23 protein-coding genes and 3 pseudogenes are annotated in these 25,586 nt (G+C 70.5%); 18 read left to right on the forward strand and 8 right to left on the reverse strand.

The window, feature by feature from the left end; all coding sequences use genetic code 11:
• Positions 1 to 133: 133 nt before the first annotated feature.
• The gene (locus tag OHS17_RS00090; RefSeq protein WP_330315115.1) at positions 134 to 421 is read right to left on the reverse strand and encodes an MmyB family transcriptional regulator; all 288 of its coding nucleotides are present in this window, start codon (positions 419 to 421) and stop codon (positions 134 to 136) included.
• 116 nt (positions 422 to 537) lie between these two features.
• Here OHS17_RS00090 and OHS17_RS00095 point away from each other — a divergent pair, with 116 nt between their 5' ends.
• From OHS17_RS00095 to OHS17_RS00115, 5 genes and pseudogenes are all read left to right on the forward strand, one after another.
• Positions 538 to 747 (forward strand): hypothetical protein, encoded by a 210-nt coding sequence (locus OHS17_RS00095; protein ID WP_330310457.1) that lies wholly within the window; start codon positions 538 to 540, stop codon positions 745 to 747.
• 137 nt (positions 748 to 884) lie between these two features.
• Positions 885 to 1,049 (forward strand): annotated as a pseudogene (locus OHS17_RS00100) (alpha/beta fold hydrolase); the annotation flags it as partial.
• 29 nt (positions 1,050 to 1,078) lie between these two features.
• A pseudogene (locus OHS17_RS00105) lies at positions 1,079 to 1,369 on the forward strand (SAM-dependent methyltransferase); the annotation flags it as partial.
• 167 nt (positions 1,370 to 1,536) lie between these two features.
• The gene (locus tag OHS17_RS00110; protein ID WP_330310458.1) at positions 1,537 to 2,217 is read left to right on the forward strand and encodes a response regulator transcription factor; all 681 of its coding nucleotides are present in this window, start codon (positions 1,537 to 1,539) and stop codon (positions 2,215 to 2,217) included.
• Entirely contained in the window at positions 2,214 to 3,566 is a 1,353-nt protein-coding gene (locus OHS17_RS00115) for a sensor histidine kinase (protein WP_330310459.1), read from the forward strand. The genes OHS17_RS00110 and OHS17_RS00115 overlap by 4 nt, the downstream gene beginning before the upstream one ends.
• Here the strand turns inward: OHS17_RS00115 and OHS17_RS00120 are convergent.
• Positions 3,472 to 4,986: an aromatic amino acid ammonia-lyase gene (locus OHS17_RS00120; RefSeq protein ID WP_330310460.1), complete on the reverse strand. Its 1,515-nt coding sequence runs from the start codon at positions 4,984 to 4,986 to the stop codon at positions 3,472 to 3,474. The two genes, OHS17_RS00115 and OHS17_RS00120, sit on opposite strands and share 95 nt — an antisense overlap.
• Before the next feature lie 62 nt (positions 4,987 to 5,048).
• Here OHS17_RS00120 and OHS17_RS00125 point away from each other — a divergent pair, with 62 nt between their 5' ends.
• Genes OHS17_RS00125 through OHS17_RS00140 form a run of 4 tightly spaced genes read left to right on the forward strand, consistent with a single transcriptional unit; the run spans position 5,049 to position 10,652 of the window.
• A complete protein-coding gene (locus OHS17_RS00125; protein ID WP_330310461.1) occupies positions 5,049 to 6,623 on the forward strand; it encodes an FAD-dependent oxidoreductase in 1,575 nt (524 codons plus the stop codon).
• Positions 6,620 to 7,690: an alpha-hydroxy acid oxidase gene (locus tag OHS17_RS00130; protein ID WP_330310462.1), complete on the forward strand. Its 1,071-nt coding sequence runs from the start codon at positions 6,620 to 6,622 to the stop codon at positions 7,688 to 7,690. The genes OHS17_RS00125 and OHS17_RS00130 overlap by 4 nt, the downstream gene beginning before the upstream one ends.
• Positions 7,684 to 9,054, forward strand: a complete 1,371-nt coding sequence (locus OHS17_RS00135) for a cytochrome P450 (protein WP_330310463.1) — start codon at positions 7,684 to 7,686, stop codon at positions 9,052 to 9,054. The genes OHS17_RS00130 and OHS17_RS00135 overlap by 7 nt, the downstream gene beginning before the upstream one ends.
• Positions 9,051 to 10,652, forward strand: a complete 1,602-nt coding sequence (locus tag OHS17_RS00140; RefSeq protein ID WP_330310464.1) for an MFS transporter — start codon at positions 9,051 to 9,053, stop codon at positions 10,650 to 10,652. Before OHS17_RS00135 ends, OHS17_RS00140 begins: the two co-directional genes overlap by 4 nt.
• Positions 10,653 to 10,703: 51 nt before the next feature.
• Here OHS17_RS00140 and OHS17_RS00145 read toward each other — a convergent pair whose 3' ends face one another.
• Together OHS17_RS00145 and OHS17_RS00150 are read right to left on the reverse strand one after the other, a co-directional pair.
• Positions 10,704 to 12,152 (reverse strand): class I adenylate-forming enzyme family protein, encoded by a 1,449-nt coding sequence (locus OHS17_RS00145; protein WP_330310465.1) that lies wholly within the window; start codon positions 12,150 to 12,152, stop codon positions 10,704 to 10,706.
• Complete coding sequence (locus OHS17_RS00150) at positions 12,145 to 13,689, reverse strand: NAD(P)-binding domain-containing protein (protein ID WP_330310466.1); 1,545 nt, start codon at positions 13,687 to 13,689, stop codon at positions 12,145 to 12,147. The genes OHS17_RS00145 and OHS17_RS00150 overlap by 8 nt, the downstream gene beginning before the upstream one ends.
• A gap of 249 nt (positions 13,690 to 13,938) precedes the next feature.
• Between OHS17_RS00150 and OHS17_RS00155 the strand changes: the two are divergent.
• A pseudogene (locus tag OHS17_RS00155) lies at positions 13,939 to 14,186 on the forward strand (DUF1152 domain-containing protein); the annotation flags it as partial.
• 291 nt (positions 14,187 to 14,477) lie between these two features.
• A complete protein-coding gene (locus OHS17_RS00160) occupies positions 14,478 to 16,226 on the forward strand; it encodes a choice-of-anchor P family protein (RefSeq protein WP_330310467.1) in 1,749 nt (582 codons plus the stop codon).
• 123 nt (positions 16,227 to 16,349) lie between these two features.
• On the opposite strand, the gene OHS17_RS00165 is transcribed toward OHS17_RS00160, so the two are convergent.
• On the reverse strand, positions 16,350 to 18,302 hold the full coding sequence (locus OHS17_RS00165; RefSeq protein ID WP_330310468.1) for an APC family permease: 1,953 nt from the start codon (positions 18,300 to 18,302) through the stop codon (positions 16,350 to 16,352).
• A gap of 355 nt (positions 18,303 to 18,657) precedes the next feature.
• Here OHS17_RS00165 and OHS17_RS00170 point away from each other — a divergent pair, with 355 nt between their 5' ends.
• A complete protein-coding gene (locus OHS17_RS00170; protein WP_330310469.1) occupies positions 18,658 to 18,846 on the forward strand; it encodes a DUF4236 domain-containing protein in 189 nt (62 codons plus the stop codon).
• A 114-nt stretch (positions 18,847 to 18,960) separates the two neighbouring features.
• Here the strand turns inward: OHS17_RS00170 and OHS17_RS00175 are convergent, their stop codons facing one another.
• Positions 18,961 to 19,710 carry a peptidase dimerization domain-containing protein gene (locus tag OHS17_RS00175; RefSeq protein ID WP_330310470.1) on the reverse strand — a complete coding sequence of 250 codons (750 nt, stop codon included), beginning with the start codon at positions 19,708 to 19,710 and terminating at the stop codon, positions 18,961 to 18,963.
• On the reverse strand, positions 19,676 to 19,918 hold the full coding sequence (locus OHS17_RS00180; protein ID WP_330310471.1) for a hypothetical protein: 243 nt from the start codon (positions 19,916 to 19,918) through the stop codon (positions 19,676 to 19,678). The genes OHS17_RS00175 and OHS17_RS00180 overlap by 35 nt, the downstream gene beginning before the upstream one ends.
• 264 nt (positions 19,919 to 20,182) lie before the next feature.
• Between OHS17_RS00180 and OHS17_RS00185 the strand changes: the two genes are divergently transcribed.
• From OHS17_RS00185 to ppk2, 3 genes are all read left to right on the forward strand, one after another.
• Complete coding sequence (locus tag OHS17_RS00185) at positions 20,183 to 20,416, forward strand: DUF5133 domain-containing protein (protein WP_330310472.1); 234 nt, start codon at positions 20,183 to 20,185, stop codon at positions 20,414 to 20,416.
• A 111-nt stretch (positions 20,417 to 20,527) separates the two neighbouring features.
• Complete coding sequence (locus OHS17_RS00190; RefSeq protein ID WP_330310473.1) at positions 20,528 to 21,085, forward strand: GNAT family N-acetyltransferase; 558 nt, start codon at positions 20,528 to 20,530, stop codon at positions 21,083 to 21,085.
• Between the two features lie 262 nt (positions 21,086 to 21,347).
• A complete protein-coding gene (ppk2, locus tag OHS17_RS00195; protein ID WP_330310474.1) occupies positions 21,348 to 22,304 on the forward strand; it encodes a polyphosphate kinase 2 in 957 nt (318 codons plus the stop codon).
• A gap of 90 nt (positions 22,305 to 22,394) precedes the next feature.
• On the opposite strand, the gene OHS17_RS00200 is transcribed toward ppk2, so the two are convergent.
• Complete coding sequence (locus OHS17_RS00200; protein WP_330310475.1) at positions 22,395 to 22,709, reverse strand: glycosyltransferase; 315 nt, start codon at positions 22,707 to 22,709, stop codon at positions 22,395 to 22,397.
• Positions 22,710 to 22,850: 141 nt separating this feature from the next.
• Between OHS17_RS00200 and OHS17_RS00205 the strand changes: the two genes are divergently transcribed.
• The 3 genes from OHS17_RS00205 to OHS17_RS00215 all read left to right on the forward strand — a co-directional run bounded on the left by OHS17_RS00205 (position 22,851) and on the right by OHS17_RS00215 (position 25,419).
• Positions 22,851 to 23,213, forward strand: a complete 363-nt coding sequence (locus tag OHS17_RS00205) for an SRPBCC family protein (RefSeq protein WP_330310476.1) — start codon at positions 22,851 to 22,853, stop codon at positions 23,211 to 23,213.
• 128 nt (positions 23,214 to 23,341) lie between these two features.
• On the forward strand, positions 23,342 to 23,704 hold the full coding sequence (locus OHS17_RS00210; protein WP_330310477.1) for a hypothetical protein: 363 nt from the start codon (positions 23,342 to 23,344) through the stop codon (positions 23,702 to 23,704).
• A gap of 245 nt (positions 23,705 to 23,949) precedes the next feature.
• Entirely contained in the window at positions 23,950 to 25,419 is a 1,470-nt protein-coding gene (locus OHS17_RS00215) for an FG-GAP and VCBS repeat-containing protein (protein WP_383166444.1), read from the forward strand.
• Positions 25,420 to 25,586: the final 167 nt, after the last annotated feature.

Below are 25,586 nucleotides of genomic sequence, written 5' to 3' on the forward strand. Positions count from 1 at the left end.
TGGGTCCTTCAACAGGCCCGGCTTCAGTGTGCTGCTGCGGCTACGCGGTCGCGGAGCACGGCGAGCTTCTCGGCCGCGCCGGTGTACGGAGCGGTCCAGTGCCACAGGGTGTGCAGGTCGGCGCGTTCGATGGTCATGATGTCGCAGTCGAGGACGATCTCGCCGAGGTCGGGGGGACGACTGTCTTGTGTGAGCGTCCGATCGGAAGGGTTTCGTAGCGGTTCCAGAGATCGGCGAAGCGTGTGTTGGTCTCGCGCAGTCCGTTGATCAGCTCGGTCACGGCACGGTCGTCGGGGTATCGGTCGGCGGCCCTGCGCAGGTCGGACACCACCATGCGCTCGAAGGCGTCGGCGTGTGCGGCTCCGTGTTCGATGCGGGAAGCACCGGGTGCGGGCGGGGCGGCGAAGCACCCCCAGATCAGATTGCTCGACCGGACATCGGCCTCGGCCGGGCTGCCGGAATGCCGGGCTTCAACAAAGCCCGCCTTCCCGCAGCGCTCCGCATCTCAGAAGGCGGCAGCAGGAGCACCATGGATATATGAGTACGCCTGTGGTCATTCACCGTCCGTCCGCGACCGGAGGACGGCGGGTAACCGTCCGCGGGCAGATCGTCGGCCTTGCCCACGACGACCAGGACGTGGTCGAGTTCTTGCGCCGGGCGGGGCTGCCCGACGCCGAGCTGCTTCTGGACGACACGTCCTGGGTGCAGTGGCGGGGCGGCCGTGCGCACCGGTACGAGGCGGCCTGACGCCTTCGCGTCTCGGGTCCACGCGCGCCCGGACACCTGCGTAAGGGCTTACGCGTCCCCCGGGCGGCCGGATGGAGCACGTGCCTGGTCGAGCCCGTGCGGGTGACCGCGCTCGTCGTGGTGGGGCCGACCAAGCCATCGGCGGCACCCGGGACGCCTCCACCATCTGCGTGTCCGACGCGATCGACTCCTACCCGACCACCCTCCCCCGCCTGTCGGCATCCCACCTCCTGGAAGACCGCGGCCACTGGGTCCAGCAGGAACGCCCCGACGAGGTCAACGGCCTGCTCACAGACTGGCTCTTGCCACGCCCCGGAGCTGAGACCAGGACCCGCACGGCAGGACCGAACCTCCAGTGGCCGCCGTCTGGCAGTCCGAACCCGGATGCATCGGCTTGGACACCTATGACGCCCTGCACCAGCACGTCGTGTCGCACCACTTCCGCTTCGGCGAGCCCCAGCATGCTCGACCGTGCCGCAGTCCCCATCGCTACATGTGGCCGGCCGAACTCGACCTCATGGCTCAACCGGCCGGCATGGGACTGGAGACCAGGCACGCGGACCGGGCCGGCACCGAGTTCACCGCCGAGCCGCGTCCCCACGTCCCCGTCTACCGGATCCCACCCGCGGGACAGGGCACGAGCGGCCGTCGCACCGAGCGGTGCCCGTTCTTCGTACGGCCTCCAGCGGACCGGACGTGCGCCACCTGCCTTGCGGCCTCCGCAGTGGGAACCCCCTACCCCGCAGGGGCGTTGTCACGGGTTGCGGGGAGGACGAGGGGAGTTGGACCGTGGCGCAGAAGCACTCGCGGGGGCCTTGGCGCCTGCTGCTCGTCGAGGACGACCGGGAACTGGCGGGCATGCTCTCCGATGTACTGCGGGCCGAGGGATACGCGGTCGACGTGGCGACCGACGGCCAGCAGGGACTGCATCTCGGCCTCTCCCGGCCGTACGACGTGCTCGCCGTCGACCGACGTCTGCCGGGGCTCGACGGTCTCGACCTGATGGGCCGGTTACGGTCCCGGGGCGTGCGTACGCCCGTGCTGCTGCTGACCGCGATGGGCACCGTGCACGACCGGGTCGACGGGCTGGACGCCGGTGCCGACGACTATCTCGTGAAGCCGTTCGACCTCGATGAACTGAGCGCGCGTTTGCGGGCATTGTGCCGGCGGGCCCTCGATGTCACCGATGTCCTCAGAATAGGCTCGGGACACCTCTACGTCGGCCGCAGAGAAGTCGAGTTGGCGAACGGCGAGCAGATCGCCCTCGCGCCCCGGGAGTTCGCTCTCCTGTGGGCGCTCGCCTCGCGGCCCGAAACGGTGCACTCCCGGGCCGAGTTGCGCCGGATGGTGTTCCAGGAGGCGCCCGCGTCGTCCATCGTCGACACCTACGTCTACTACCTGCGGCGCAAGCTGGGCAGGAAGGTCGTGCGCACGGTCCGCGGTCTCGGCTACCGCCTGGGGGCACTGTGAACCCGTCGGCGTCGGCCGAGTGGGCGGCGGTGCGGCGGGCGCGCCTGCGGATCTCCGTGATCACCGGAGCGATCATCACGCTGCTGGTCACGGTCGCCGGGGGCGTGGCGCACACGGTGATGGTGGACGCGCAGAACGACCAGGTGTGGCGCGAGTTGCGCTACGGCGCGATGTACGGCGACCCGGTCAAGCCTCCCGTATGCACCTGGCTGTACGCACCCGGCGTGGAACCCCTGTCCAACGCTCCGCTCGGCTTCCCCCTGCGCGCCGACATGGAGGAGGTACGCGGCGCCCGTGAGGCAGTGGAGCGCACCGTAGAACGTGACCACACGGTCTATCTGGTGCGCACGCAGCCCCGGGCCGACGGAGAGGTCGTGCAGGCCGTGTTCGACATGCGCTTCCAGCTGGCCGACCGCGGCCACCTGTGGTTCGCGCTCGCGGTGGCCGAAGCGGTGGGGCTGCTGGCCGCAGTCGTCACGGGGGCGCTCCTCGGGCGTCGTGCCGTGGCCCCGCTGGCGGAGGCCCTGACCCGCCAACAACGGTTCGTCACGGATGCCAGTCACGAGTTGCGCACCCCGGTCACCCAGGTGCACACGCGGGCGCAGATGCTGGCGCGGCAGGCTGCCGACCAGGATCTGCCGGGTCCTCATCGCGACACGCTGGCCCGGCTGGTCGCTTCGACCGGGCGGCTCGGCGAGGTGCTCGACGACCTGCTGCTGTCCGCGAGCCTCGCCGCCGGCCCGGTACGGGGACCGGAGCACCGGCCGGTCGAACTGGTCGCGCTGGCCCGGTCGGTGGTGGCCGAGGAATCGGATCGGGTGCGCGCGTGTCGTCTCACCGTCGTCGTGGACGGTCCTCCGCACCCTCTTTTCGTCGACGGCGTCCCGTCCGCGCTGCGCCGCGCCTTCGGCGAGTTGCTGTCCAACGCGATCCGCCACACCCCGGACGAAGGACGGATCGACATGATCCTCTCGCGCTCGGGGGGAACGGTGCGTTTGGTCGTCGCGGACAACGGCCCCGGGTTCGAGCCCGCCGCGGTGGAGCAGTTGTTCCGCAGGTTCCACCGCGGCAGCGGCGACGGCGGGCGGTACGGGTTGGGGCTGGCGCTGCTGCGCGAGGTCGTCACACGCCACGGGGGTACGGTCGCGGCCGACGGGCACCCCGGTCAGGGGGCCAGGTTCACCATCCGCCTCCCGGAGTGCGCGGCCCCGCCCGGCGTCCCGGCCGAGGCGCGGCCGGTCGAGGTGCACCCGGTCACGGCGACTCATGGGCGGCGACCAGGAGGGCTGCGGCGCGGACGTCCCGGTCCAGTGGGCGGTCCGGGTCGACCGGGGGAATCGCCTCGATGAGAGCGTCGAGGAGTTCCGCGCACCGGGGCGCGGTGGGGCGACGGGCTCCGACGTGGACCGCCTGGCGCAGACCGAGCGCGAGCGATCCGATGAGCAGGGCGAGGAGTTCCGCCATGTCGTAGGAACGCAGGGCGGCCTGGGTGCCGAAGGGGACGACGTCCTGGTTGTGCAGGTTCGTCGGCAGGCTCTGCATGCCTGCCGGTGTGGCGTTGCGGCGGATCTCCGCGACGAACGCGGTGGCGGCCAGTTGTACACCTTGGAGCCCGTGCTGGAGGCCCGGTGCCGTGGCGAGCATCGGCGGCAGTCCCCCGTTGCGCGCCGGGTCGGTCAGCAGGTCGAGCTGGCGTTCGGCGAGATTGCCCAGCTGGGCGGTCACGGACGCCAGCAGGTCGGCCGCGAACGCAGCGGGCTGGCCGAAGAAGTTGCCGCCGTGCACCACTTTCCCCTCCCGGTCGTCATGGCCGGGAAAGAAGAGGGGGTTGTCACTGACGCCGCCGAGGTCGGCGGCGACCACGCCGTCGACGTAGCACAGTGCGTCCTCCGCGGCACCGAGCAACTGTGGGGTGCAGCGGATGCTGTACGGCTCCTGGAGCGGTCGGTTTCCCGAGGGGCCGAGGCCGGTGAGGATGCGCCGCATGCGCGCGCCGGCGTCGACCGCCCCGGCGTGCCCGTATGCCCGTAGCAGGTCGTCGTCCAGGAAGCCCGGGTCGCAGCCCAGCAGGTCGGCCAGGAGGCAGGTGAGGGCCATGAGAGAGCGGTGTGCGTCGCGGACACTGTCACGGGCCAGCGCCAGGGCCGCGGTGGTGACGGAGGTCCCGTTGACGAGGGCGAGCGCGTCGCGGCCGTCCAGGTCGAGCGGGCGCAGTCCGGCGGCGGTCAGCGCCTCGTCGGCCGGCATGCGGCGGCCGTCCAGGTACGCGTAGCCGCGCCCGCGGAGGGCCTGGGTCGCGTAGGCGAGCGGGATGAGGTCGCCGCTCGCGCCGACGGAGCCGTAGCGGGGGACTGCCGGGGAGAACGTCGTCGCGAACATGGCGGCGAGGCGGTCGACGACCTCGCCGGAGACTCCGGAGAAGCCCCGAAAGAGCGACCAGGTGCGCAGCAGGAGGGCGGCGCGGCAGATCTCGTGGGGCAGGTCCGGTCCCTGGCCCGCCCCGAGGTGGGCCAGGGTGTTGTCGCACTGGTCCGCCTCGTGGGGGCGGCCGGCGTACCCGACGAGCGCACCGAAGCCTGTGGTGGCGCCGTAGATGGGGCGGGTCCCGCTGCCGTCGCCGTGCCGCAGCCCGTGGAAGAAGCGGCGTCCTCGGTCCACACGGTCCCGGGCCCGGGCGTCCACGGTGACGGTGAGCGGTGTGGCGGCCCGGCGCAGGGCTGCGGAGTCCAGAGGGCCGGTGAGGGAGAGGGAGTCCGTGGTGGTGGGCACATCCGGAAAGGTAGGCGGGCAATCTCAGAGTGCTCTGAAAACGGGTGGCTAGCTTCCGGGGCATGACCCATGACTACCTGATCATCGGTGCGGGGCCCGCCGGACTTCAGCTCGCCTCCCTGCTGGAGCGGGACGGCGGGGACTACGTCGTCCTGGAGCGCGGCAGCGGTCCGGGTACGTTCTTCACCCGGTTCCCCAGGCACCGTTACCTCATCTCGAACAACAAGGTGCACACGGGTTACGAGGATCCGGAGCTGAGGCTGCGGATGGACTGGAACTCCCTGCTGAGCGACGATCCGGAACTGTTGTTCACCCGGTACAGTCCCCGCTACTTCCCGCCCGCCGACGACCTGGTGCGCTATCTGTCGGACTTCGCCTCCCGGACCGGGGTGCGCGTGCGGTACGACACGGAGGTGACGAAGGTCTCCAGGCAAGGGGAGGGCTTCGCCGTCACGGATCACACGGGCAAGGTGTGGCGGGCCCGGCATCTGGTGGTCGCCACCGGGATGTCCGTCCCGAACCTGCCCGCGATCCCGGGCGTCGAACTGGCCGAACGCTACGACACGATCGACACCGATCCCCAGTCCTTCACCGACCAGCGGGTGCTCATCATCGGCCGGGGCAACTCCGCCTTCGAGACGGCGGAGAACCTGATGGAGACGGCTGCGGTCATCCACGTCGTCGGCTCGGGCTCCCTGAAGATGGCGTGGCGGACTCACTATGTGGGACATCTGCGCGCCGTCTACAACAACTTCCTGGACAGCTACCAGTTGAAGTCCCAGAACGCGCTTCTCGACGGCCGGGTCCTGGCCATTCGGCGTGACCAGGACGGTTTTCACGTCCCGGTCGCCTTCGAGCGGGTCGACGAGGTGGTCAAGGAGATCCGTTACGACCGGGTGATCGTCGCGACCGGCTTCCGGTTCGACGCCTCGGTCTTCGACGACACCTGCGCACCGGCCCTGATCGTCGACGGCCGCTTTCCCGAGCTGACGCCGCTCGGGGAGTCGGTCAACGTACCCGGTCTCTATTTCGCGGGGACGCTGATGCAGGGGCGCTCCTTCGGGAAGGCGACGACCGGCTTCATCCACGGCTTCCGTTACGCGGTGCGCGCGCTGCACCGCGGACTGCGGCAGCGCCATGTCGGCGTGCCCTGGCCCACGACGGTGATCGGGGACTCCACCGCGCGGGCCGTCGACGCGGTGATCGGCCGGGTGAACCGTTCCTCGGCGCTGTGGCAGCAGTTCGCCGTCCTCGGTGACCTGCTGCTGCTCGCCCCGGACGGCACGTTCCGCTACGCCGAGGAGGTACCCGTCGACCATGTGCCGGGGGCGGTGCGGGCCGGGGAGTTCGGTGAGGTGGCGGCGTACGCGGTGATCACCCTGGAGTACGGGGAGGACCACGACCGGGTGGACCCGTTCGACGTCGGCGCGGGCCGCAAGTCCCAGCAGGACGTGTCGGGCCTGGACGGCCGCTATCTGCATCCGGTCGTCCGCTGGTACCGGGACGGTGAGTTCGTGGCCGACCACCACCTCACCGAGAACCTGGAGAACGAGTGGGACAGCGAGGAGGTCCACCGCGTCCCGCTGGACGCCTTCCTCACGGCCCGTCGCAGCACGGCCGCCCCGGTGGCGCCGTGACGCTCCGCGAACTGCACGAAAGGGCCCGGAAGGTACTGGACCCGGTCGTCTACGACTACGTCGCGGGCGGCGCGGGCGAGGAGCGCGCCCTCGTCGAGAACGAGCGGGCGTTCGACCGGTACGCGCTGCTGCCGCGGGTGCTGAGTGGTGGCGTGGGCCGGGAGACCGGCGTCGATCTGCCGGGCGCCCCGAACGCGTCCCCGGTGATCGTGGCACCGACCGCCTTCCACCGGCTGGTGCACCGGTCCGGCGAGCGGGCCACGGCGCGCGCGGCCGCCGCCGAGGGCGCCGTGCTGGTGACGGGAACGGCGGCCACCATCGCGGTGTCCGACGTCGTCGCGGCGGCGCGCGAAGCGGCCCCGGATCCGGCCGTGTGGTTCCAGCTGTACCTGCATTCCCGCCCGGAGGTCACCGGAGCGCTCGTCCGGCGTGCCGAGGACGCCGGCTGCACGGCCCTGGTGGTGACCGTCGACTCGCCGGTGTTCGGCCGGCACACCCGGGACCTGCGCAACGGGTTCACCGACCTTCCGCCCGGATACGCCGCGGAGAACATGCGCGACCTGCCCGGGTCCGAACCCGGTGGGCTCACCGCCATCCCGATGTCCGCCGCGCTCCGCTGGCCGGACCTCGCCGCGGCCGTACGCACCACCTCGCTCCCCGTACTGGTCAAGGGGATCCTCCATCCGGACGACGCGCGCCTCGCCGTCGAGCACGGCGCGGCCGGGGTGATCGTCTCCAATCACGGCGGCCGCCAGTGCGACGCGGTCCCGGGGGCCGTGGACTGCCTGACGGCGGTCGCCGATGCGGTCGCGGGCAGGGTCCCGGTCCTGCTCGACGGCGGGGCGCGCCGGGGAAGCGACGTCGCGGTGGCCCTCGCGCTCGGTGCGAGGGCCGTCGGCGTCGGACGTCCGGTGGTGTGGGGCCTGGCCGCCGAAGGGGAGGCGGGCGTGCGGCGGGTCCTCGCGACGCTGCGCGACGAGTACGACCACACGCTCGCCCTGTGCGGTGGCCGCCGGAACACCGATCTGGTACCCGGCATGGTGGTGCGGAAGGGTGGAACGTGGTGAAGGCCCGGGCGGGCACGGACGCGTGGTGGCTGCCGCGCGCCGTGGTGGCGCTGCGCGTCCACATCTTCGAGAAGGTCAACGGGGACCGGGCGGTGACCCTCCCGAACGCCACCCACGGTCCGGAGGTGTTCGAGCGGGTCTATGCCCACCCGCACGCGGACGGCCGTAGTGAGGGGGCGGGGCTCTCCGACCTCTTCTGGTACTGGCTGGCGCCGGGACCGGAGGTGCACCAGGAGCACCTGGAGCCCGGTGCGCGCTACCAGGACGTGGCGGCGACCACGCGGCGCGTCGTCGCCGGGAACTCGGCGGATCTCGCAGCGGCTGCCGCCCGCGCCGTCGCGGACGCGCTGGACGCGGTGCCGGACACACGGATCAGTCTCGTACGGCTGCGGGACCTGATGATGCCCGCGTGGGCCGCGTTCTGCTACGAACTGGTCTTCCAGGAGCCGTGCCCGCCGCCGGCCCGGAAACTGATCACCGCGCACGCCAATGACGTGATATCCGCGCTGAAATGCACCGGTCTGCGCCATCCGCGCCGCCGGGCCCGGCTCACCGGCTACCTGCGGGACCGGGTCGCGGCCGGCGACGTACCGCACCGGCTGCCGCCCTCCCTGTCGGTGCCGGAGCAGGTGCACTACCTGCAGGGCACCTTCTTCAACACGGCGGTCGTGCAGCTGTCCGAGGCGACCGCGCACGTCCTGCTCGCTGTCGCCCGCCACCCGGAGGTGCAGCGGCGCCTCCGCGCGGACCCGGACGACGACACGTATCTGACGCGGGTGCTCGACGAGACGATGCGTCTGTATCCGCTGTTCGGCATCGCCCACCGCATCACCACCGGCGACATAGCGCTGGACGCGGAGACGGTTCTGCCGACCGGGTCCGTGGTGTGCTTCAGCTACCCCGGCTACCACGCCACCGGATACGAACGGCCGGACGAGTTCGATCCGGACCGCTGGGCGGACCTGGCCGTCAAGGACGCCCATCACATCCCGTACGGCGTGGCGGCCAACCGCCCCTGCCCGGCCTGGCGGCTGTCGCCGCTCGCGCTGCGCGCCGCGGTACGGGAGGTGCTGCACCGGTTCCGGCTGGACTCGACGGTCTCCCACACGCGCTCCATTCCGCACCGGGCGCCGTGTCTGCTGATCCCGCACGGCCTGCCGCCCCGGCCCCGCCACTTGGCCGCGCTCCGCGGCTTCGTCCGGCTGCGGGACGGGGTGGAGGACGTCACTCGGGGCGTCCGCCAACTGCTCCTCGGCACGGTGATGGTCCTGCACGCCCGCAAACAGCGCCCGGCCACGCGGTACTTCGAAGGGCGGCGGACCGGAGGGTGTCCCGTCCACCAGGTGGAGAGAGGGAACGGATGACGCCCAGTGGACCACGCCCGTCCTCGCCCGCCCGGCCCCCGTCGCTGATCGCTCGGCCGCTGATGTTCTGGGCAGGTGTGGCCCTCACCTGTACGGGCGTCGGCCAGCACGTGTGGATGTTCGTCGATTCCCGGTCGATGGGCTTTCACATGGCGATGATGGGGATGTCCGGCGTGATGTGGGCCGCGATGGCCGCCATCGTCGTGGGCGTGGTGGTCTCGGGGCGCGCGGTCGTGCAGAGCCCCGGTCGGATTCCGGCCGGGACCGCCGTTCCGGACGGGACAGCGCAGGGCCACCGGCGCCGTCTCATCGGGGTGCTGAGCTTCGCGCTGATGGTGGACCAGATGAAGCCCGCCACCCTGGCGTTCATCCAGCCGGGCATGCGCGAGGAGTTCCAGCTCAGCGCCGCCGAGATCTCCTGGCTGCCGACGGTCGCGCTGAGCGGCACCGTACTGGGATCACTCATCGGGGGCCGCTCGGCCGACCGGATCGGACGCAGGGCGACGATCCTCATCGCGTCCCTGCTTTTCCTCGGTACGACGGTGTGCGGGGCCATGCCGTCCTTCGGCGGCATCCTGGTCATGTGCGCGCTGATGGGGATGGCGGCCGGAGGCATGCTGCCCGTCGTGTACGCCCTGATGACCGAAAGCCTGCCGCCGGGACGGCGCGCCGCCGTCATGGTGCTGCAGGCCGGGCTCACCACCACCGGCGGCTACATGGCGGCCGCCGGTCTGGCCTCGTTGCTGATCCCGGTGACGGGATGGCGTGTCCTGTGGTTCGCGCAGCTCCCGCTGGTGCTGATCCTCATCGCACTGAACCGGTGGATCCCGGAGTCGGCGGCCTTCACCGCCCAGCGGGCGACGCGCGGGCATGTCCGCGCGTCCGTGCTTTTCACACACCCTCAGACGACCAGGACGCTGGTCGTCAGCGGTTACGCCCTCGCCTGGGGCCTAGTCTACTGGGGGTTCATCACCTTCCTGCCCAGCCAGCTGGAGGCATCGCACGAGGGAGGTATGTCCGCCGCCACCCTGCTCTTCCTGTCCTCACTTCTGTCCATCCCGACCTGTGTGGTGGCGGCGTGGCTCTACAAGCGCTGGTCGGCGAAGGGCACCATGGCCCTGTACGCCGCCCTCACCGTCACGGCGCTGCTCGTCCTGGCCGCAGTGGGGATGGACGGCAGCGAGCCGATCCTCCTGACCGCGGTGATTCTCCTGTTCGCCGGTACCGCCGGGGTCATCGCTCTCATCGGTCCCTACACGGCGGAGATCTTCCCCCTGGCCATCCGGGGAACCGCCGGCGGCTGGGCGGCGGCGGTCGGCAAGTCCGGAGGTGCCTTCGGGCCCCCGCTCATCGCCCTGGTCCTTTCGGCGCCGGGGGGCATGCGCACCGCCGCGCTGCTCGTCGCGCTGCCGATGGCCCTGGCAGGCGGAGCCGTGGCGCTGCGCGGCAGCAACCCGCGTACGGCTGAGGCGTCGCCCGACGAAGCCGCTCGACTGGAGGCCGAACTCGACGCTCTGGTGCGCGGCGAGTCCGTGGCCGTGGAGCGGGCCGATCCGGCGGCGCCCGCGAAGGGCCGGGACGGCGGTGCGGCACTCTGAGACATGGCGAAGGACCGGCCCCGCTCTCGTGACGAGGGCGGGGCCGGTCTGCTAGCTGTCCTGGGCGAGCCGCTGCTTGTCGGGCTTTCCGGCGGCGGTGAGCGGTACCTCTTCGATGACGGTGAGCCGGGCCGGCGCGGAGTCCTCCCCCACGCCCGTTGCCACCAGCGCCCGCAGTTCGGCGAGGTCCGGCACGCGCCCGGCCGCCGGCACGACGAACGCGTGGACGGCTTCGCCCGTACGGTCGTCCGGTTCGGCCACGACATACGCCTCGGCCACCGAGGGGTGGCTGGAGAGCAGCCGCTCGACGGGCCCGGCGTAGTACACGTTGGCGTTGACGATGATCACGTCCCGGGTCCGTCCCGTGAGCCACAGCCGGCCCGACGCGTCGAGGTGGCCGAGGTCGCGGGTACGCACCCATCCGCCGGAGTACACGTCGGCGGTGAGGGCGGGTTCCTGCCAGTAGCCATGGCTCTGGGAGGGGGTGCGCGCGAAGAGTTCACCGTCGGTGCCGGGCGGGACCGGGTGCCCCGAGGGGTCACGGATCTCCAGTTCCACGGGCGGCACTCCGAGAGAGCCCGGCGGATCCTCCGGGGTGGCCATCGAGATCATGCCGGTCTCGGTCTGGCCGTAGCCGTGGAAGACGACCGGGCCGAGCACTTCGGCGGCCTCGCGCACGCGCCCCGGTTCCAGCGGCGACCCCGACACCATCAGCGCGCGCAGCGCGCCGAGGTCCACCGGCGCCGTACGCTGCGCCGCCACGAGCTTCGTCAGCCGGGCGACCGTGATCACGCTCGCGGTCGCCCGGTGACGCACCAGGGCGTCAGGGAAGTCCGGGGGGTCGGCGGTGACGAGGGTGCCGCCGGCTGCCAGCGCCAGCAGCCCGTACTCCATCATCACTTGGCTGGCCAGGGTGCCGAACACCAGGAACCGGTCGAGGCGCCCGGCGAGTTCGCGGACGGCCGGAGGCCAGGCGTCCGGTCGGTGCGCCCACCCGGCTGTCATCGCCGCATACGTCTGGGCGCACGCCTTGGGGAGGCCGGTACTGCCGCTGGTGTGCAGGAGCCGGGCGGTGTCCCCGGGCAGGGCCAGCACCCGCGGCCGGACTCCGTCGTCCGTCGCCGCCAGCAGGTCGTCGAGCGCGAGGGTCAGGCCGTCCCCCCACTCACCGGCCGTGGGGGGTCGGTCGGTGACGGTCACTCCGACGTCTCGCACGATGTGTTTACGCTGCTCCTCGGTCAGGCCGGGCCGTACGCCGACGACCCGTGCGCCGACGACGTGGGCGGCGATGATCGCAGCGAAAGCTCCGGGGCCGACGCCCAACAGCATGGCCACGCCGTCGCCGGGTCCGACGCCATGTCCGCGCAGGCCGTTCACCGCGCGCCGCACGGTGCCGAGGAGTTGGGTACCGGAGACCTCCACGCCGGCATGCTCGAACACCGTCCGGTCACCCGCCACGTCGAGGATGTCGAGTACGGCGCCGGGGAACTGCTCAGTCAAGGCACTCCTTCACAAAGGTGGTGAGCGGCTGCCGGTGGACCTCCGGCAGGTTCCAGTCGTTCTCCAGGTTCTCCGCGAGGTGGTGAGTACCGGCGAGGACACCGTCCCGGTAGTGGCGGACGACGGGATGGAGATACGTGGAGTCCATCGCGTGGTCCACGTCGTTCTCGACGACGCGCGGGACGCTCACGTCGAAAGGGTCGGTCCGGTCGTGGTCGGCCCCGTACTCCAGGTCGACGACGAACCGGTGCGGGGCGGGCCCCAGACCGCCGTCGGTGACGTAGTCCAGCGGGACCTCGGCCTGGAACACGGCCCGGTCGCCGTCCACACCGACCACATCGCCGAGGAATCCGAACTGCTGCCAGAGCCCCGACGAGCGGTTGACCCGGTCGATGAGGGCGTCCGCGATCGCGTCCGGTGTCGCGGTGAACGTGCGGGCAGGCCAGGGCGTGTCGAGATGCTGAGCGCTGAGGATGCGGTGCAGGGCTCTCACCGCGTAGCGGAAGCCGTGGATGAAGCCGTTGGTGGACTTCTTGAAGTCCCGCTGCTGCATCAGCGTGCCGGCGAAGTAGAGGTCCGGTACGTCGACCGACTCGAATGACGAGGTCTGCTCGGGGAACCGGTCGTTGATGACGAGCGACGGGCGGCAGGTCTCGTCGAAGACGGACGCGTCGAAGCGGAAGCCGGTGCAGACAATGACCCGGTCGTAAGCGAGTTCGCGCAACGGCTCGACGGTCCGGGCGTAGCGCAGCATCACCCGGTAGCCGCCGCTCTCCGCCTTCTCGATGCTCTCGACGGTGCCGTCGAGCACGGCGTTCTGCGACTTGAGTTGGTAGGTGTCGAGGAAGTTGTTGTTCACCGCGCGCAGGTGCCCCAGGTAGTGGGTCTTCCAGGCGAGCTTGACCGAGTGCGGACCGGCGACATGGATGACCGCGGCCTTCTCGATGAGGCTGTCGGCGGTTTCGAACGCGGAGTTCCCCTTGCCGATGACCAGCACCCGCTGGTTGGTGAAGGACGCGGGGTCCGGGTCGAAGGTGTCGTACCGCTCGGCGAGTTCGACTCCCGGGATGGGGGGTTCGTAGAGCCGGGAGATCCCCGTCGCCATGACGAGCCGCCTGGCCTGCCAGGTACGTCCGTCGCCGCCGCGCACGGTGAAGACGCCGTCCGCCCGGGTGACCCGGACGACTTCCGTCCCGTACTCGACGCGTACGCCGGTACGGGCCGCGAAGTCGGCCAGGTAGCGCACCAGGTCGTCCGCCGGCGGGAAATAGCGCTCGCTGTACCGGGTGAAGAGCAGCTCCGGGTCGTCGCTGAGCAGCGAGTTCCAGTCCATGCGCAGATTGAGTTCCGGGTCGGTGAAACCCGTGTTCAGCTTGTTGATCGATATCAGCCGGCGATGGCGTGGGTACCGGGTGAAGAAGGTCCCCGGTCCGCTCCCCCTCTCCAGGACGATGTAGTCGCGCCCGTCGCGTTCGAGCAGGGCGGCGAGCTGAAGTCCGGCCGGTCCGGCCCCGATGATGAGAAAGTCGCGCACCATGGGCCCGGACGCTAGCGGCGCGAAATCAGAAGGCTCTGAGATTCGGTGGCCGTTTCCCGGTGCGAGCCGCCCGCCCATGCCCTGGGCCGATCGTTCGCCGGCCGGATGACCGGTGGGCGCCGCCCCGGTGGTCGGTCTGCCCGACCGGCCACCGCCTGGCGCTCCAGGCCCTTGCCACACCAGGCCGTCCCACGACACGGTCCCCCGCCGGGCTCGCGGCTGCGGTGGACCCGGACGCAGGAGCACATGGCGAGCCTCGGCGCGTTCTCGCTGCTCGAGGCGGGGCGGGGGGGCGCGCTGTATCTCGACGCGGTGGCGCACGCCCAGCGCCACCCCGCGAGTCACCCGAGCATCGTGAACGGATCCGTGGCCGCCGCCGTGCGCGGTGACTTCGGCAACGTCCGGTTCACGGAGAGGACCAAGGACAGCGAGTTGTCCGTCAGGAGCTCCGCACCACGCTGCCCCGTCAGCGTCCGCCGAAGGCATACCCGCACTGAACCTTCCTATGGCACGAACGGACAGGGTCGTCGGGGCCGTCGGGTGTGGGGATGCATGCGCCCGGCGTGCGACGCCCTGCCCTCCTGTGTGCGCCGCTGCCTGGACCGAGCGCGGCGGCCAGACTGACTACCGTTTCGCGGCCGGGCACCGCCTTTCGGGTCCGATCGCGGCCGTCGGGCGGCCCGCGCCGCCCGACGACGGACGTGCCGCAGACCGCGTTCGCGGTCCACGGGACGAGTCGAGGAGGGGAAGACGTGCACAGACACTTACCGGATCGGCCGCGCCGGACCATGCCGATTCTGCGCGCCGCCGTGGCATCCGGCCTGGCCTGCGCGGCGGCATTGGCCACCGCACTGCCCGCAGCCGCCGCAACGGGCACACCCGCACTCACCGGGGCTTCAGCCGTGTCCGCGCCCGCCTCGGGCGCCGGCGCACATCTGGCCGTGGCCGCCGCCGCGCCTGCGCCCCGGGCGGCGACCGTGCTCTTCGAGGAGGGGTTCGAAAACGCCCCGGGCGCTCCCCGCCCGCTGACCGCGTACACCGGGGCTCCGCCTCTCGCCGAGTCGTACACCGCCGACCCGGCCTGGCTGACCGCCTGCAACGGCTGGCTGGTCTCGGCGGCGGACCCCGCCACCGCCCCGGCCGGCAGCGGCTGCGGGACGCCCTGGCCCTCTCTGCAGGCCATGGCGTCGGCGCTGGCCGAATGGACCGGCGGCGACCCGGTCGGCAACCACGCCGTCACCGCGTACACCGCGGGGAATCCGGGAGCCGGGAAAACGCAGCTGGAGACGGTGCAGTCGATTCCGGTGGAGTCGCCCGGCCGCTTCCTGACCTTCTCGGTGGACGCGGCGGCCGTCAACTGCTTCGCCGCGCATCCGCTGCTGGAGTTCTCCCTGCTCGACGAGCAGCGGGTCGTCCCGGCGTTCACCGACCCCATCGACACCTGCGCCGACGCCGACACGGTCACCGCGAACGGCACGCACCTCGGCACCTACGCGGGCGACGACGCCGTGCTCTTCTCCGGGTCCTCGGCCGGTGTCCGCATGGTCAACGCGCAGGCCAGCGGGACCGGCAACGACGGCGCGATCGACAACCTCCGGATCATGGACGCCACCCCGCAGCTCAGTACGGCCTTCGATCCCGACCCGGTGGGCGCCGGCGACCCGACCACGCTGACCTTCACCGTCACCAACACCACCGAGAAGGCGGCGAAGCGCGGCTGGTCCTTCACCGAGCAGCTACCGCCCGGGCTCGTCGCCGACCCCGGTTCCGCCACCACCGACTGCTCCTCCGGCACGGTCGCCGTCTCCCCCGACGGACACGGTCTCACCTCCGGCGGGGACCTCGCCGTCGGTCAGGAGTCCTGCGCCATCACGGTCCGGGTGACCTCCGCCCGCAGCGGCACGTACACCCTGTGCGCCACGGCGACCACCGCCCGGCACGGCATCGATCCGCCCGGCTGCACCTCGGTGACGTTCGTGGCGCTGCTCATGGACGCGCACGCCCGGGCCGTCGCGGCCGCACCATTGGCCCCTTCCGACGTCACCTGCACCGAGGACCCGGCCACTGACAGCGCCCAGCTGGGCAACACCCATTTCGGCTCCTCCACCGGCGCGTTCACCTCCGCCGCGACCAACGCGGCCGGCACTGCCGGGACCGGCAGTGCCCGTACGGCCACCTCAACCGCCACCGTCAACGGGCTGCACCTTCTCAGCGGTCTGGTCAGCGCGGGCACGGCAACCGCCACGGCCACCGCGACCGCACCCACGGCACTGGACACGATCACCGCCACCGGCACGACCACCCTCACCGGGGCCCGGGTGGGAAACACCACGCTCGCCGCCCACCCGGCACCGAACACCGTCATCACCCTCCCGCAGCTGGGCACGGTCACCCTCAACGAACAGCGTGTCTACGGCGACGGGCACGGTCTCGTCGTCAACGCCCTGCACGTCCGGCTGTCCGACGGCACCGACATCGTCGTCGGCGGCGCCCGCGCCTCCCTCACCCGGACCCCGGGCCCCTGCCCCTCACCCTGACACCCGAATCGGCCGTCCGGCCCCGTCGCTTCCGAGTGCCGACCCGCTCGTCCCTCCCGTACACGATCTCGGCGAGGTCTGCCCGCGGGCAGACCTCGCCGAGATCATTGAACAGCCGCCGTCTCAGTCCGTGCCGGGCAGGTGGTGCGACTCCAGGGCCCGCATGGCGTGCGACGCGTTGAACGGAAGAATCGTGACCGCGACGTGCGGCAGTTGCTCCAGCGTCCTCGACATCTTCTCGCCCGTGCCCCGGTGGAGGAGCTTGCCGAGGGCGTTCGCGTACAGCCGCCTCGGCACGAGCACCGTCAGGGACGTCTCCCCGTCCTGCGTGGTGCGCACGGCCAGTTCCCGCATCGCGTGACGCAGCCGCCGGTCGGGGCAGGCCACTACTTCCAGTTCGACCGAGGTCGCGGCTGTCGACGCCCAGACGGCTGACAGTCGGCGCGCATGGGCCTCGTCGATGGCGAAGTGCACGGCCCGGACCGTGTCGGGCCGCAGTTCATGGGCGTACCGCAGGGCTTTCAGTGTGGCCAGGTCCAGCGTCTCGACGAGGACGAACACCTGGTGGCGGCGCGTACGCGGCCGGTCCGCGTCCGTGGGCAGCCGTTCCAGGGCAGCGGCCTCGCGCCGGTACTCGCGGTTGATGCGAATCAGCATCCAGACACCGAGCGGGAAGACCACGACGACCAGCCAGGCGCCCTCGGAGAACTTGGTCACGGCGAAGATCAGGACGACGGCGCCGGAGACGACCGCCGCGAGTGCGTTCACCGTGATCTTGGCCCGGCGCAGGGCCTCGCGCCTGCGCATGTGATACGCGGTGAGGCCGGCTCCTGCCATGGTGAAGGCGGTGAACACGCCGATCGCGTAGAGGGCCACGAGCCGGTCCACATTGGCGCCCGTGCCGAGCAGGAGGGCCAGCGAGAGAGCGGAGAGGGTGACGATGCCGTTGGAGAAGGCCAGCCGGTGTCCGCGCCGGGTGAGGACCCGCGGCAGGAACCGGTCCTGCGCCACGAAGCTCGCCAGGAACGGGAACCCTGTGAAGGGGGTGTTGGCACCGGTGTAGAGGACCAGCGCGGTCGCCAGCTGGACGAAGACCAGCCCGATCGTCCCGACCGTGCCGTTCCCGAAGGCGAGCCTCGCTTCCTGCGCGATGACGGTGGGGGTTCCGTCGGTGTACGGGACGGCGTGGGTGAAATGCGCGAGGGTGGACACGCCCAGGACCAGGAAAGCGAGCACGCAGCTCATGGCGATCAAGGTGTGCCGGGCGTTGCGGCCCTGCGGTTCACGGAAGGCGGAGATGCCGTTGGAGATCGCTTCGAGGCCGGTCAGGGACGAGCCGCCGTTGGCGAAGGCTCGCGCCACGATGAACAGCGACGCGCCCTGAAGCCAGCCGTCGCCGGGAGACCCCAGCGCCACGACACCGGGCGCGTTCAGGTCGGCATGCGGCAGCCCGCCCATGAGTGCGCGGACCGCCGCGACGAGGAAGACCAGGCTCATGGCGGCGATGAAGAGGTACGCGGGCACCCCGAACATCCGGCCCGCCTCTCGGACTCCGCGCAGGTTGCCGTACGCGAGCACCACGATCACCAGCACGGAGACCGGCAACTGGAGATGGTCCAGCCCCGTCCAGCCGTTGCCGGCCAGATGGGCGAGCGAGATCAGTGCGTTCGTGCCGGCCGACACCTGAACGGCGACGGTGACGATGTAGTCGACAAGGAGGGCCACAGCGGCGACTTGGGCGACGTTCGGCCCGAAGTTCTCGCGGGCAACCACGTAGGAGCCGCCGGCTCGGGTGTAAATCGTGACGACATCGCTGTAACAGACCGTCAGGAGCAGCAGCACCAGAAGGATCGCACCGGTCACCGGCATGACCATCGTGAAGGCGGCCGCTCCGACGACCGGAACAAGGACCCTGAGAATCTCCTCGGAGCCGTAAGCCGACGAACTGATGCAGTCGGACGCCAACACGCCGAGCGCCGTCCGGTTGCTCAGCTTCTCCTCACTGACGCTCGCGGTGGTGAGCGGCTTGCCAAGGAGCCGCCGTTTGACGCGGTACATCGGCCGATCAAGGGTCATGCGTTCATTGAACGCCCAGCTGCTCCGGGACTGGGCAGACACGACGGGGCACCCACTGAGACGGTCGGCGGGCGAGCATCCTGACCTCCGTCACACCTGCTCGTTCGGCAACGCGAAGTGGGCGTTGCCGACACGCCGGCCGGGTGAGGAGAGCCAGTGTCGCGGGCGGCCGGTGAGGAGGAGTTGCCCTCCTGCCGTGACAGCAAGGCGGGACCTGACGCCCCGCTGCACCAAGCCCCGGCCGGCCCCCGGGTGGCTTGGAACGCACGGTGCTGGGCACAGGGAAGTCAACTGGCTTCGAAGACAGGATCAGTGGACCCGCGCAACCTCGCGCGCACCGAGAAAGCGAGACGTCATGCCGCTGACATTCCGCAAGAGCTTCAGGATCCTGCCCGGTGTCCGCCTCAACATCAACCGGAAGTCCTGGTCGATCACCACTGGTGGTAAGCACGGAACCCGCCACACGCGAAGCAGCACCGGGCGCCGGACAACCTCGATGAACCTCCCCGGCCCCTTCGGCTGGCGCAAAACCAGCCGCAGCTGACCAGTGCACCTCGTGCGGTCCCCCGGCCGGAAAGGCCGGGGGCCCGCTCCATCGTCGGCGCCGCTCTATGTCGTAGCCGCACGGTACGGGCAGGTGAGCCACCACAGGGTCTGGTCACGGGGAGGCTGTCTCCGTTCGTCGCCGGTCAGCGAGAAGCGCAAGACAGCGTCGCCTCTGCTCCGCGTCTGTCGCCAGCTCCACGCCGACCCGGGCGAGCGCGGTTGCGGCGTCGAGTACGGCGCGGTCGGCACCTGGGGAGTTGCCGTAGCGGGCGAAGGAAGCGGTGTGGTGGTGGGCGCCCTCGGTGTCGTAGCCGATGGTGGGGTGGAGCGCGGGGAGGACGTGAGAGACGTTGCCCATGTCGGTGGAAGCCATGACCTCGCCCCGGCGGTCCACGGGGTCGCGGCCGAGGGAGCGGGCCGCACGGGTGTAGGCCGCGGTGAGGAACTCGTCCTGGCGCAGGTCGGCGAAGTCCGCTCCGTGTGCCGTGAGTTCGAGTTCGGCGCCGGTGGCGAGCGCGGCGGCCTCCAGACAGGCCCGCACCCTCCGGCGGGCGTGGTCGAGGTCCTCGGTGGTGCGGGCGCGCAGCTCGTAACGGGCTCGGGCCATCTCGGGGATGACGTTGACCGCGCGGCCGGCCTCGAAGACGACGTCGTGGACCAGGGTGCCTGGAGGGAGTTGCTGACGCAGCAGGCCCACAGCGGTGTGGGCGAGGGCGATCGCGTCCAGGGCGTTGACGCCTTCCCAGGGAGCGAGCGCGGCGTGAGCGGGTTTGCCCCGGTAGACGACGTCCCAGGCGCCGACGGGCCGGCGGCGCGCCCGCGCCCGCTCACCCCGCACCTCGGTACCGGCCGCAGCCGGCACCCGTGTCCTGGCGGTCGTCCCCGGCGGGTCGGCCCGGCTCCGGCACCCGTCGGTCCACCTCGGGCCTCTCGACGCGGCGCTGTTCACGGCGGGAGACGCCGACCGCCTCGACGTCGACGGTGCCCTGGCGATCGTTGACCTGGCGGACCGTCCCGGCCACCGACCGGGACGGTCCCGGTCCGATGCCGGACCACGACTGCTGCCTCAAGCAGACGGGTCCACCACGTCATGCCCGGCGTTGCACGGTGGCACAGCTTCGCCCTCGCCGGACAGATGGACGGGTTCGAACGCGATCAACCGTGCCCGAGGGGGCTCGAAGAGCATTTACGTGACGGCCCTCCCCCGGCCGCGGAATCGGTGCCTGAACTGTGCTCGGGGCGCATGTGAAGGGCGGGGAGCGCGGGGCGGAGAACCGGGTACAAGGGTGCACGGCCCTGACCCGTTGGTTCAGGTGGAGAAAGACGGTGCTTTGATGCTGATGGCCCACCCCGCGGTGCTGCGGAATCTGATCGACCAGTACGAGGCCCTCGCCGCCTTGGACGCGTCGCACGCGGACAGTGCGCAGGTACGCCGGCGCATGAATGATGTCGCCTACACATTGTGCGTGTCCACCGGCACCCGCGACATCGACGCGGCACTGATCGCGGCCCGGCACCAACTGCCCGGGGCCCGCACGCTCGACGATTCGGCCCTGAACGCCGGCTGAGCCCCGGCTCCCCTCGGCTTCGAGTCGGACATTCCCTCCGTGGATACCACCGCTGCAACTGCACGCAGGCCCTTCGCCGGGCAAGCTGCCTTGACGATAGGGTCACGAGCCATGTATCCGATCAGCCGCTCCGCCCCACGTGTCGGTCTGCGCGAAATCGCCGATGCGGACGTCGACGCGATTCTGGCCGTCTACGGCAGCGCCGCGGCGACCGAGCACATGTCCTTCACTCCGCGCACGCGCGAGCAGGTCGAGGAGATCGTGTCCGGGTTCGTCGCGTCGGCAGCGCAGACGCCGCGTACCCAGTACGGACTGGCTGTTGTCCAGCGGGACACAGGTGAGGTGATCGGGTTCGGCCGGCTCGCCGCCGACCCTCATCAGCCGCGCGGAGCCACGATGGGATTCGCGCTCCGCCCCGACACCTGGGGGTCCGGTCTCGGCCTCGAAACGGTCCGCCTGCTCCTCGGGCTCGGTTTCGAGGACCTGGACCTGCACCGCGTCTGGGGAGCACGATCCCCGCACAACACAGCGTCGGCGAAGACCTTGACCGCCGCCGGGATGGCCGAGGAAGGAACCATCCGCGAACACATCTTCAAAGCCGGGCAATGGCGCGATTCTGTCGTCCACGCCATTCTGGACCGCGAATGGAACGGCCGATCCGTCCCGTAGGTCTCGCCCGCTGGACCGCATGTCCACGGGCCCGGTCCTCGGCCCGGCCCCGGACGCGGCGCACTGGTCGGCGTAGCGCAGGGGCCGGGGGCTCTGACGCGTACAGGTGGTGGGCCTCGGAGCGTCGGGGCTCAGGTTCCGGATGGCTGCGGCCGGCCCGCGTTATGGTGCGGGTCAGGTCTGCGAGCGCCGATCCAGTTGAGCAGTCACGACTCGCCCACGGCAAAGCGTAGGCAAAGCACCCGGGGGTACGGCAAACGGCATGAACGAGGCAGAAGAGCGAGCGCGGCTGCTGCGCGGTCTGAGCGTGGACGAAAGCCGGCCCGAGCGGCCGATGCTGCTGGACGATTCCGGCGAGGTCATCCAGACGTGGCGCGACAATCACCCCTACGACCACAGACTGCGGCGCAAGGAGTACGAGCGCACCAAGCGTGTTCTGCAAATCGAGCTGCTGAAACTCCAACGGTGGGCTCAGGAGTCCGGGGCCAGAATCGTCGCCCTCTTCGAGGGACGAGACGCGGCTGGTAAGGGGGGAACGATTCAGCGCTTCAGTGAACGGCTCAACCCTCGTGGCGCACGGATCGTGGCCCTGGACAAACCGTCCGATCGCGAGGCGGGACAGTGGTACTTCCAGCGGTATGTACCGCACCTGCCCGCGCGCGGAGAGATCGTGTTCTTCGACCGTTCCTGGTACAACCGGGCCGGCGTGGAGAAGGTGATGGGATTCTGCGCCGATGAGGAGTACAACCGGTTTCTTCGCCAGTGCCCCGTCTTCGAGGAAATGCTCGTGGACGACGGGATCATCCTGATCAAGTTCTGGTTCTCGGTCTCGCGGGCAGAGCAACGCACCCGCTTCGCGATCCGGCAGGTGGACCCCCTGCGGCGGTGGAAGCTGTCACCGACCGATGTCGCCTCACTGGACCTGTGGGACGCCTACACAAAAGCCAAGGTTGCGATGTTCCGCGCGACCGACACCGAATACGCTCCTTGGACCGTTGTCAAAAACAATGACAAACGGCGCGGGCGCCTGGAGGCGATGCGCAGTCTGCTGTGGCGCATCCCTTACGACAACAAGGACCCGGAGGCCATCGGTGAGCCCGACCCGCTGATCGTCGGAGGAGCCGAGACGCTCATGGAACGGGGCGAGGAACCTGCTGACCTCTCCCCCACACCGCTCACCAGGACACACGACGGCCCGGGAAATCACCCTTCCGCCTGACTGATCCCCGCAGTTGCCTGTGGTTTCACCCGTTTGAACGACTTGTCATCGGCGCGTTCGGTCGCCGGGGCGGGGTGCTCGTCCCACCGCTCAGAGGGCGACAACCGCGCCCTCGCGCATCCACCCCCGCCCATCCGCGGCCGCGTCGGTGGTGACCAGCACATAGCCGTACTCGTTGTAGGAGGCGCCCTCACACGTGGCCGCGCCGACGATGTCGCCGGCGTACTTCGTCTTGACGACGGCACTGCTCGGGTTCGGGTCCTCATAGACACCAGCGGTCGGCCACACGACCTTGTACTGGCATCCTGCCGAGGCCGACGCAGCCGCGACCGGGCTGACGGCGAGCGAACCGCCGAAGGCGAACGCGGTGATCAGGACGCTGGTGACGAGAGGCCTGGTGAGCATGATGGTTGCGGCTCCAGAACGGTAGGGATGTGTCGCGTACATGATGGCAGCCCCCGGTGAGAGCGCGACACATGGCCCTGCCACCAGCGCCCTTGGGCCGTCTGTGCGCATGGTGGGAGGGTGCGAAAAACGGTGTGCGCTGTGGGCGCGGCGAGTGTGGAATCGGGCTGGCTGCGGTACGTGCGAACGGCCGCCTGGAGCACGTGGGCTCCGCAGATCCGGGCCGTAGAGGCGGAAGCGGAGTTGCGGGTGGGGATGCGCGGTCTGGTGATGCCCGTGATGGGCCCCGGCGTCGGCTTCGTCGTGGAGGCCGTCGACCATCGGGCCCGTACCTGGCGGTGGCGCGTGCGGGTGGGGCCGGTGGGCATGCGTCTGTGGCATACCGTTCGGGCCGGCACGCCGATCGGTACGGAAGCCGAGGTGCGCATCGACGGGACCGCGCCGGTCGTGATCGCGTGCGCACCACTGGCTCGCCGCGCGTTGCGCCGCCTGGTCGACGGCTGAGCCGTTACGGACGTGAGCGCCGCCTCCGCCCTCGCCCTCGGCCATGAGCCGGACGGCCCCGCCTCTAGGCTGATCACCCAGTACATGCACACTGAACGAATCGTTTTGCTATTGGGACGGGAATCAGGATGGGCCTTCGCAATTGGTGGATCAGGCGCAGGGCCAACACACAGATCGAGCGGATCGTGGATGCCGTGAGAACAGGCAAGGCGCTGATGGCTGACGCGACCGCGCTCGAAGCATCCGGGGTGCAGGAGGAGATCGCCGGTGTCGTGGAGGTCTGCGACGACCACCTCCACTTCAAATCCAACGCGGATCTCAAGACCAGGGCGGACGGCTGGCGCATCGACAAGGCCGGAATCGAGGGTGTCCACGACGGGAACGATCCAGGTGAAGTGGTGATTGCCTTCCGCGCGTCGGAACGCTTCCACGCCATCGTGGTGACGCCGGTGTTGCATGCAGACAAGTGGCGTTCACTCGGGGCCCTGTGAGCCGCACACAGCACCCAGCAGCTGCGCGCCCGGTCCCCTAGCAGGTCCGATCGTCAGGCGCCGGTCCGGAAACCACTTGCGGGCCTCCCCGAATCAGCCGCTTGCGTCGACTGCCTTGCGCTGTAGGCGAGTTCATTTTTCGTTTGTCGTGCAACCTTCTCCCCGTCATGGGGGTCTCCGATGCGAGCCCTCATACCTCGTACGCCAGTGGCTCCGCGTACGCGACCAAGGAGAGATTTGTGGGCATGTGCACCACATTGGCCCTAGCCGTCTGCGCCGTTACAGCGTTGTCGGGAGGCGCGGCAGTCGCGGCTCCCAGCGGTGCAACCGGGGGAAGCGCGGCTACCACCGTGCGCGAGGACTTCAACGGCGACGGCTATCAGGACCTCGCCGTCGCCGCCCCCGCCGCCACGGTGGCCGGGCACGCACGGGCCGGCTACATCGCCGTCAGCTACGGGTCGTCCAACGGCCTGACGACGGCGAACACCACGGTCATCGACCAGAACACAGCGGGCGTGCCGGGGACGCCCGGAGTCGGCCAGGCCTTCGGCTACCGGATGGTTGCCGAGGACCTCGACCACGACGGGCTGACCGACCTCGCTCTGGTCACCCATGAGCGGTTCGTGGGCGAGGGGTACGCCATCAACGGCTCCGTCATCCTGCTGTGGGGCAGCTCCGGCGGCATCACCGGGCAGGGCGCGGTCCGTGTGCCTACGTCGCCCGACTACCAGATCGGAGACGACCTCACCGCCGGCGACTTCAACGGCGACGGGACGACGGATCTGATGATGCTGAACGGTGACGACGGGTGGCAGCGCGACGTGCTCTACGGGCCGTTCACCCGGGCCGGGAAGCCCGCCGGCGAGCAGGGAATCTTCATGTCCGACACGGACAACGACATGTCGGACACCGCCGCGGGCGACTTCAATGGTGACGGTATCGACGACCTGTGCACGTTCTTCGCGTACGAGAACCACGCCGAGGGCGGCAAGCTGTGGCTGGGCACCTCCAAGGGACTGTCCAAGACCTCGACCCCGCTCCCGAGCGCCGCGGCCACCGCGGTCGGTGACTTCGACAAGGACGGCAAGGACGACCTCGCCACCCGGGTGGTCCCGAACGGCATCACGGAGGACCTGGCCACCGACCCCGGAACCGTGAAGATCTACTACGGTTCCGCGTCCGGGCTCAGCACCACCCGTACGAAGACGATCACCCAGGACACCGCGGGTGTGCCCGGGGTGGGCGAGAGGGGAGACCAGTTCGGCGCCCGGCTCAGCGCGGGTGACGTCAACGGCGACGGCTACGCGGATCTGGCCGCCGGTGTGCCTTTCGAGGCCATCGAGACGGCCGAGGGGGCAGGCGCCGTGGTGCTGCTGAAGGGTGGCTCCGGCGGACTGAGCGGTACCGGTTCGCAGTCCTTCCACCAGGACTCGGCCGGGGTGCCGGGCGTGGCGGAGGCCGGTGACCACTTCGGCGGATCGGTCCGGCTGCTCGACATCAACAAGGACGGCAAGGCAGACCTGGCAGCCGGTGCACCCGACGAGGACCTCGACGCTGTCGCGGACGGTGGTGCCGTGTGGTCGCTGCGGGGCGCTTCCTCGGGCCTGACCGCCACGGGCTCGTTCGCCTTCAACCCGGTCGACCTGGGCGCCCCGGTGCTCGAGGCCCGCTTCGGCCTGAACCTGGCGAACGACAACGGTCCGAACATCGGCTGACGCACCCGGCGAAGACGGGGCTGGTGCCGTTCCGTGGCCACGGCGGCACCACCCCCGGTCCGGAGGCCCTGTGCGCCTCCCCGGCAATCCATGGGGAGCGAAAACCGAAACCCCTGAATGCGCCGGATTCCGTAGGTTCCACACGATTCCCCCTCCCGGCACCCTGA

The organism is Streptomyces sp. NBC_00523 (genome assembly GCF_036346615.1).
Lineage (GTDB): Bacteria > Actinomycetota > Actinomycetes > Streptomycetales > Streptomycetaceae > Streptomyces.

What these genes read in the sequence shown, in the direction of transcription:
- OHS17_RS00095 (WP_330310457.1), top strand. Translation starts at nt 538, where the DNA reads ATGAGTACGCCTGTGGTCATTCACCGTCCGTCCGCGACCGGAGGACGG.
- OHS17_RS00125 (WP_330310461.1), top strand. Translation starts at nt 5,049, where the DNA reads ATGACCCATGACTACCTGATCATCGGTGCGGGGCCCGCCGGACTTCAG.
- OHS17_RS00140 (WP_330310464.1), top strand. Translation starts at nt 9,051, where the DNA reads ATGACGCCCAGTGGACCACGCCCGTCCTCGCCCGCCCGGCCCCCGTCG.
- OHS17_RS00150 (WP_330310466.1), bottom strand. Translation starts at nt 13,689, where the DNA reads ATGGTGCGCGACTTTCTCATCATCGGGGCCGGACCGGCCGGACTTCAG.
- OHS17_RS00160 (WP_330310467.1), top strand. Translation starts at nt 14,478, where the DNA reads ATGCCGATTCTGCGCGCCGCCGTGGCATCCGGCCTGGCCTGCGCGGCG.
- OHS17_RS00165 (WP_330310468.1), bottom strand. Translation starts at nt 18,302, where the DNA reads ATGACCCTTGATCGGCCGATGTACCGCGTCAAACGGCGGCTCCTTGGC.
- OHS17_RS00170 (WP_330310469.1), top strand. Translation starts at nt 18,658, where the DNA reads ATGCCGCTGACATTCCGCAAGAGCTTCAGGATCCTGCCCGGTGTCCGC.
- OHS17_RS00185 (WP_330310472.1), top strand. Translation starts at nt 20,183, where the DNA reads ATGCTGATGGCCCACCCCGCGGTGCTGCGGAATCTGATCGACCAGTAC.
- OHS17_RS00190 (WP_330310473.1), top strand. Translation starts at nt 20,528, where the DNA reads ATGTATCCGATCAGCCGCTCCGCCCCACGTGTCGGTCTGCGCGAAATC.
- ppk2 (WP_330310474.1), top strand. Translation starts at nt 21,348, where the DNA reads ATGAACGAGGCAGAAGAGCGAGCGCGGCTGCTGCGCGGTCTGAGCGTG.
- OHS17_RS00200 (WP_330310475.1), bottom strand. Translation starts at nt 22,709, where the DNA reads ATGCTCACCAGGCCTCTCGTCACCAGCGTCCTGATCACCGCGTTCGCC.
- OHS17_RS00210 (WP_330310477.1), top strand. Translation starts at nt 23,342, where the DNA reads ATGGGCCTTCGCAATTGGTGGATCAGGCGCAGGGCCAACACACAGATC.
- OHS17_RS00215 (WP_383166444.1), top strand. Translation starts at nt 23,950, where the DNA reads ATGTGCACCACATTGGCCCTAGCCGTCTGCGCCGTTACAGCGTTGTCG.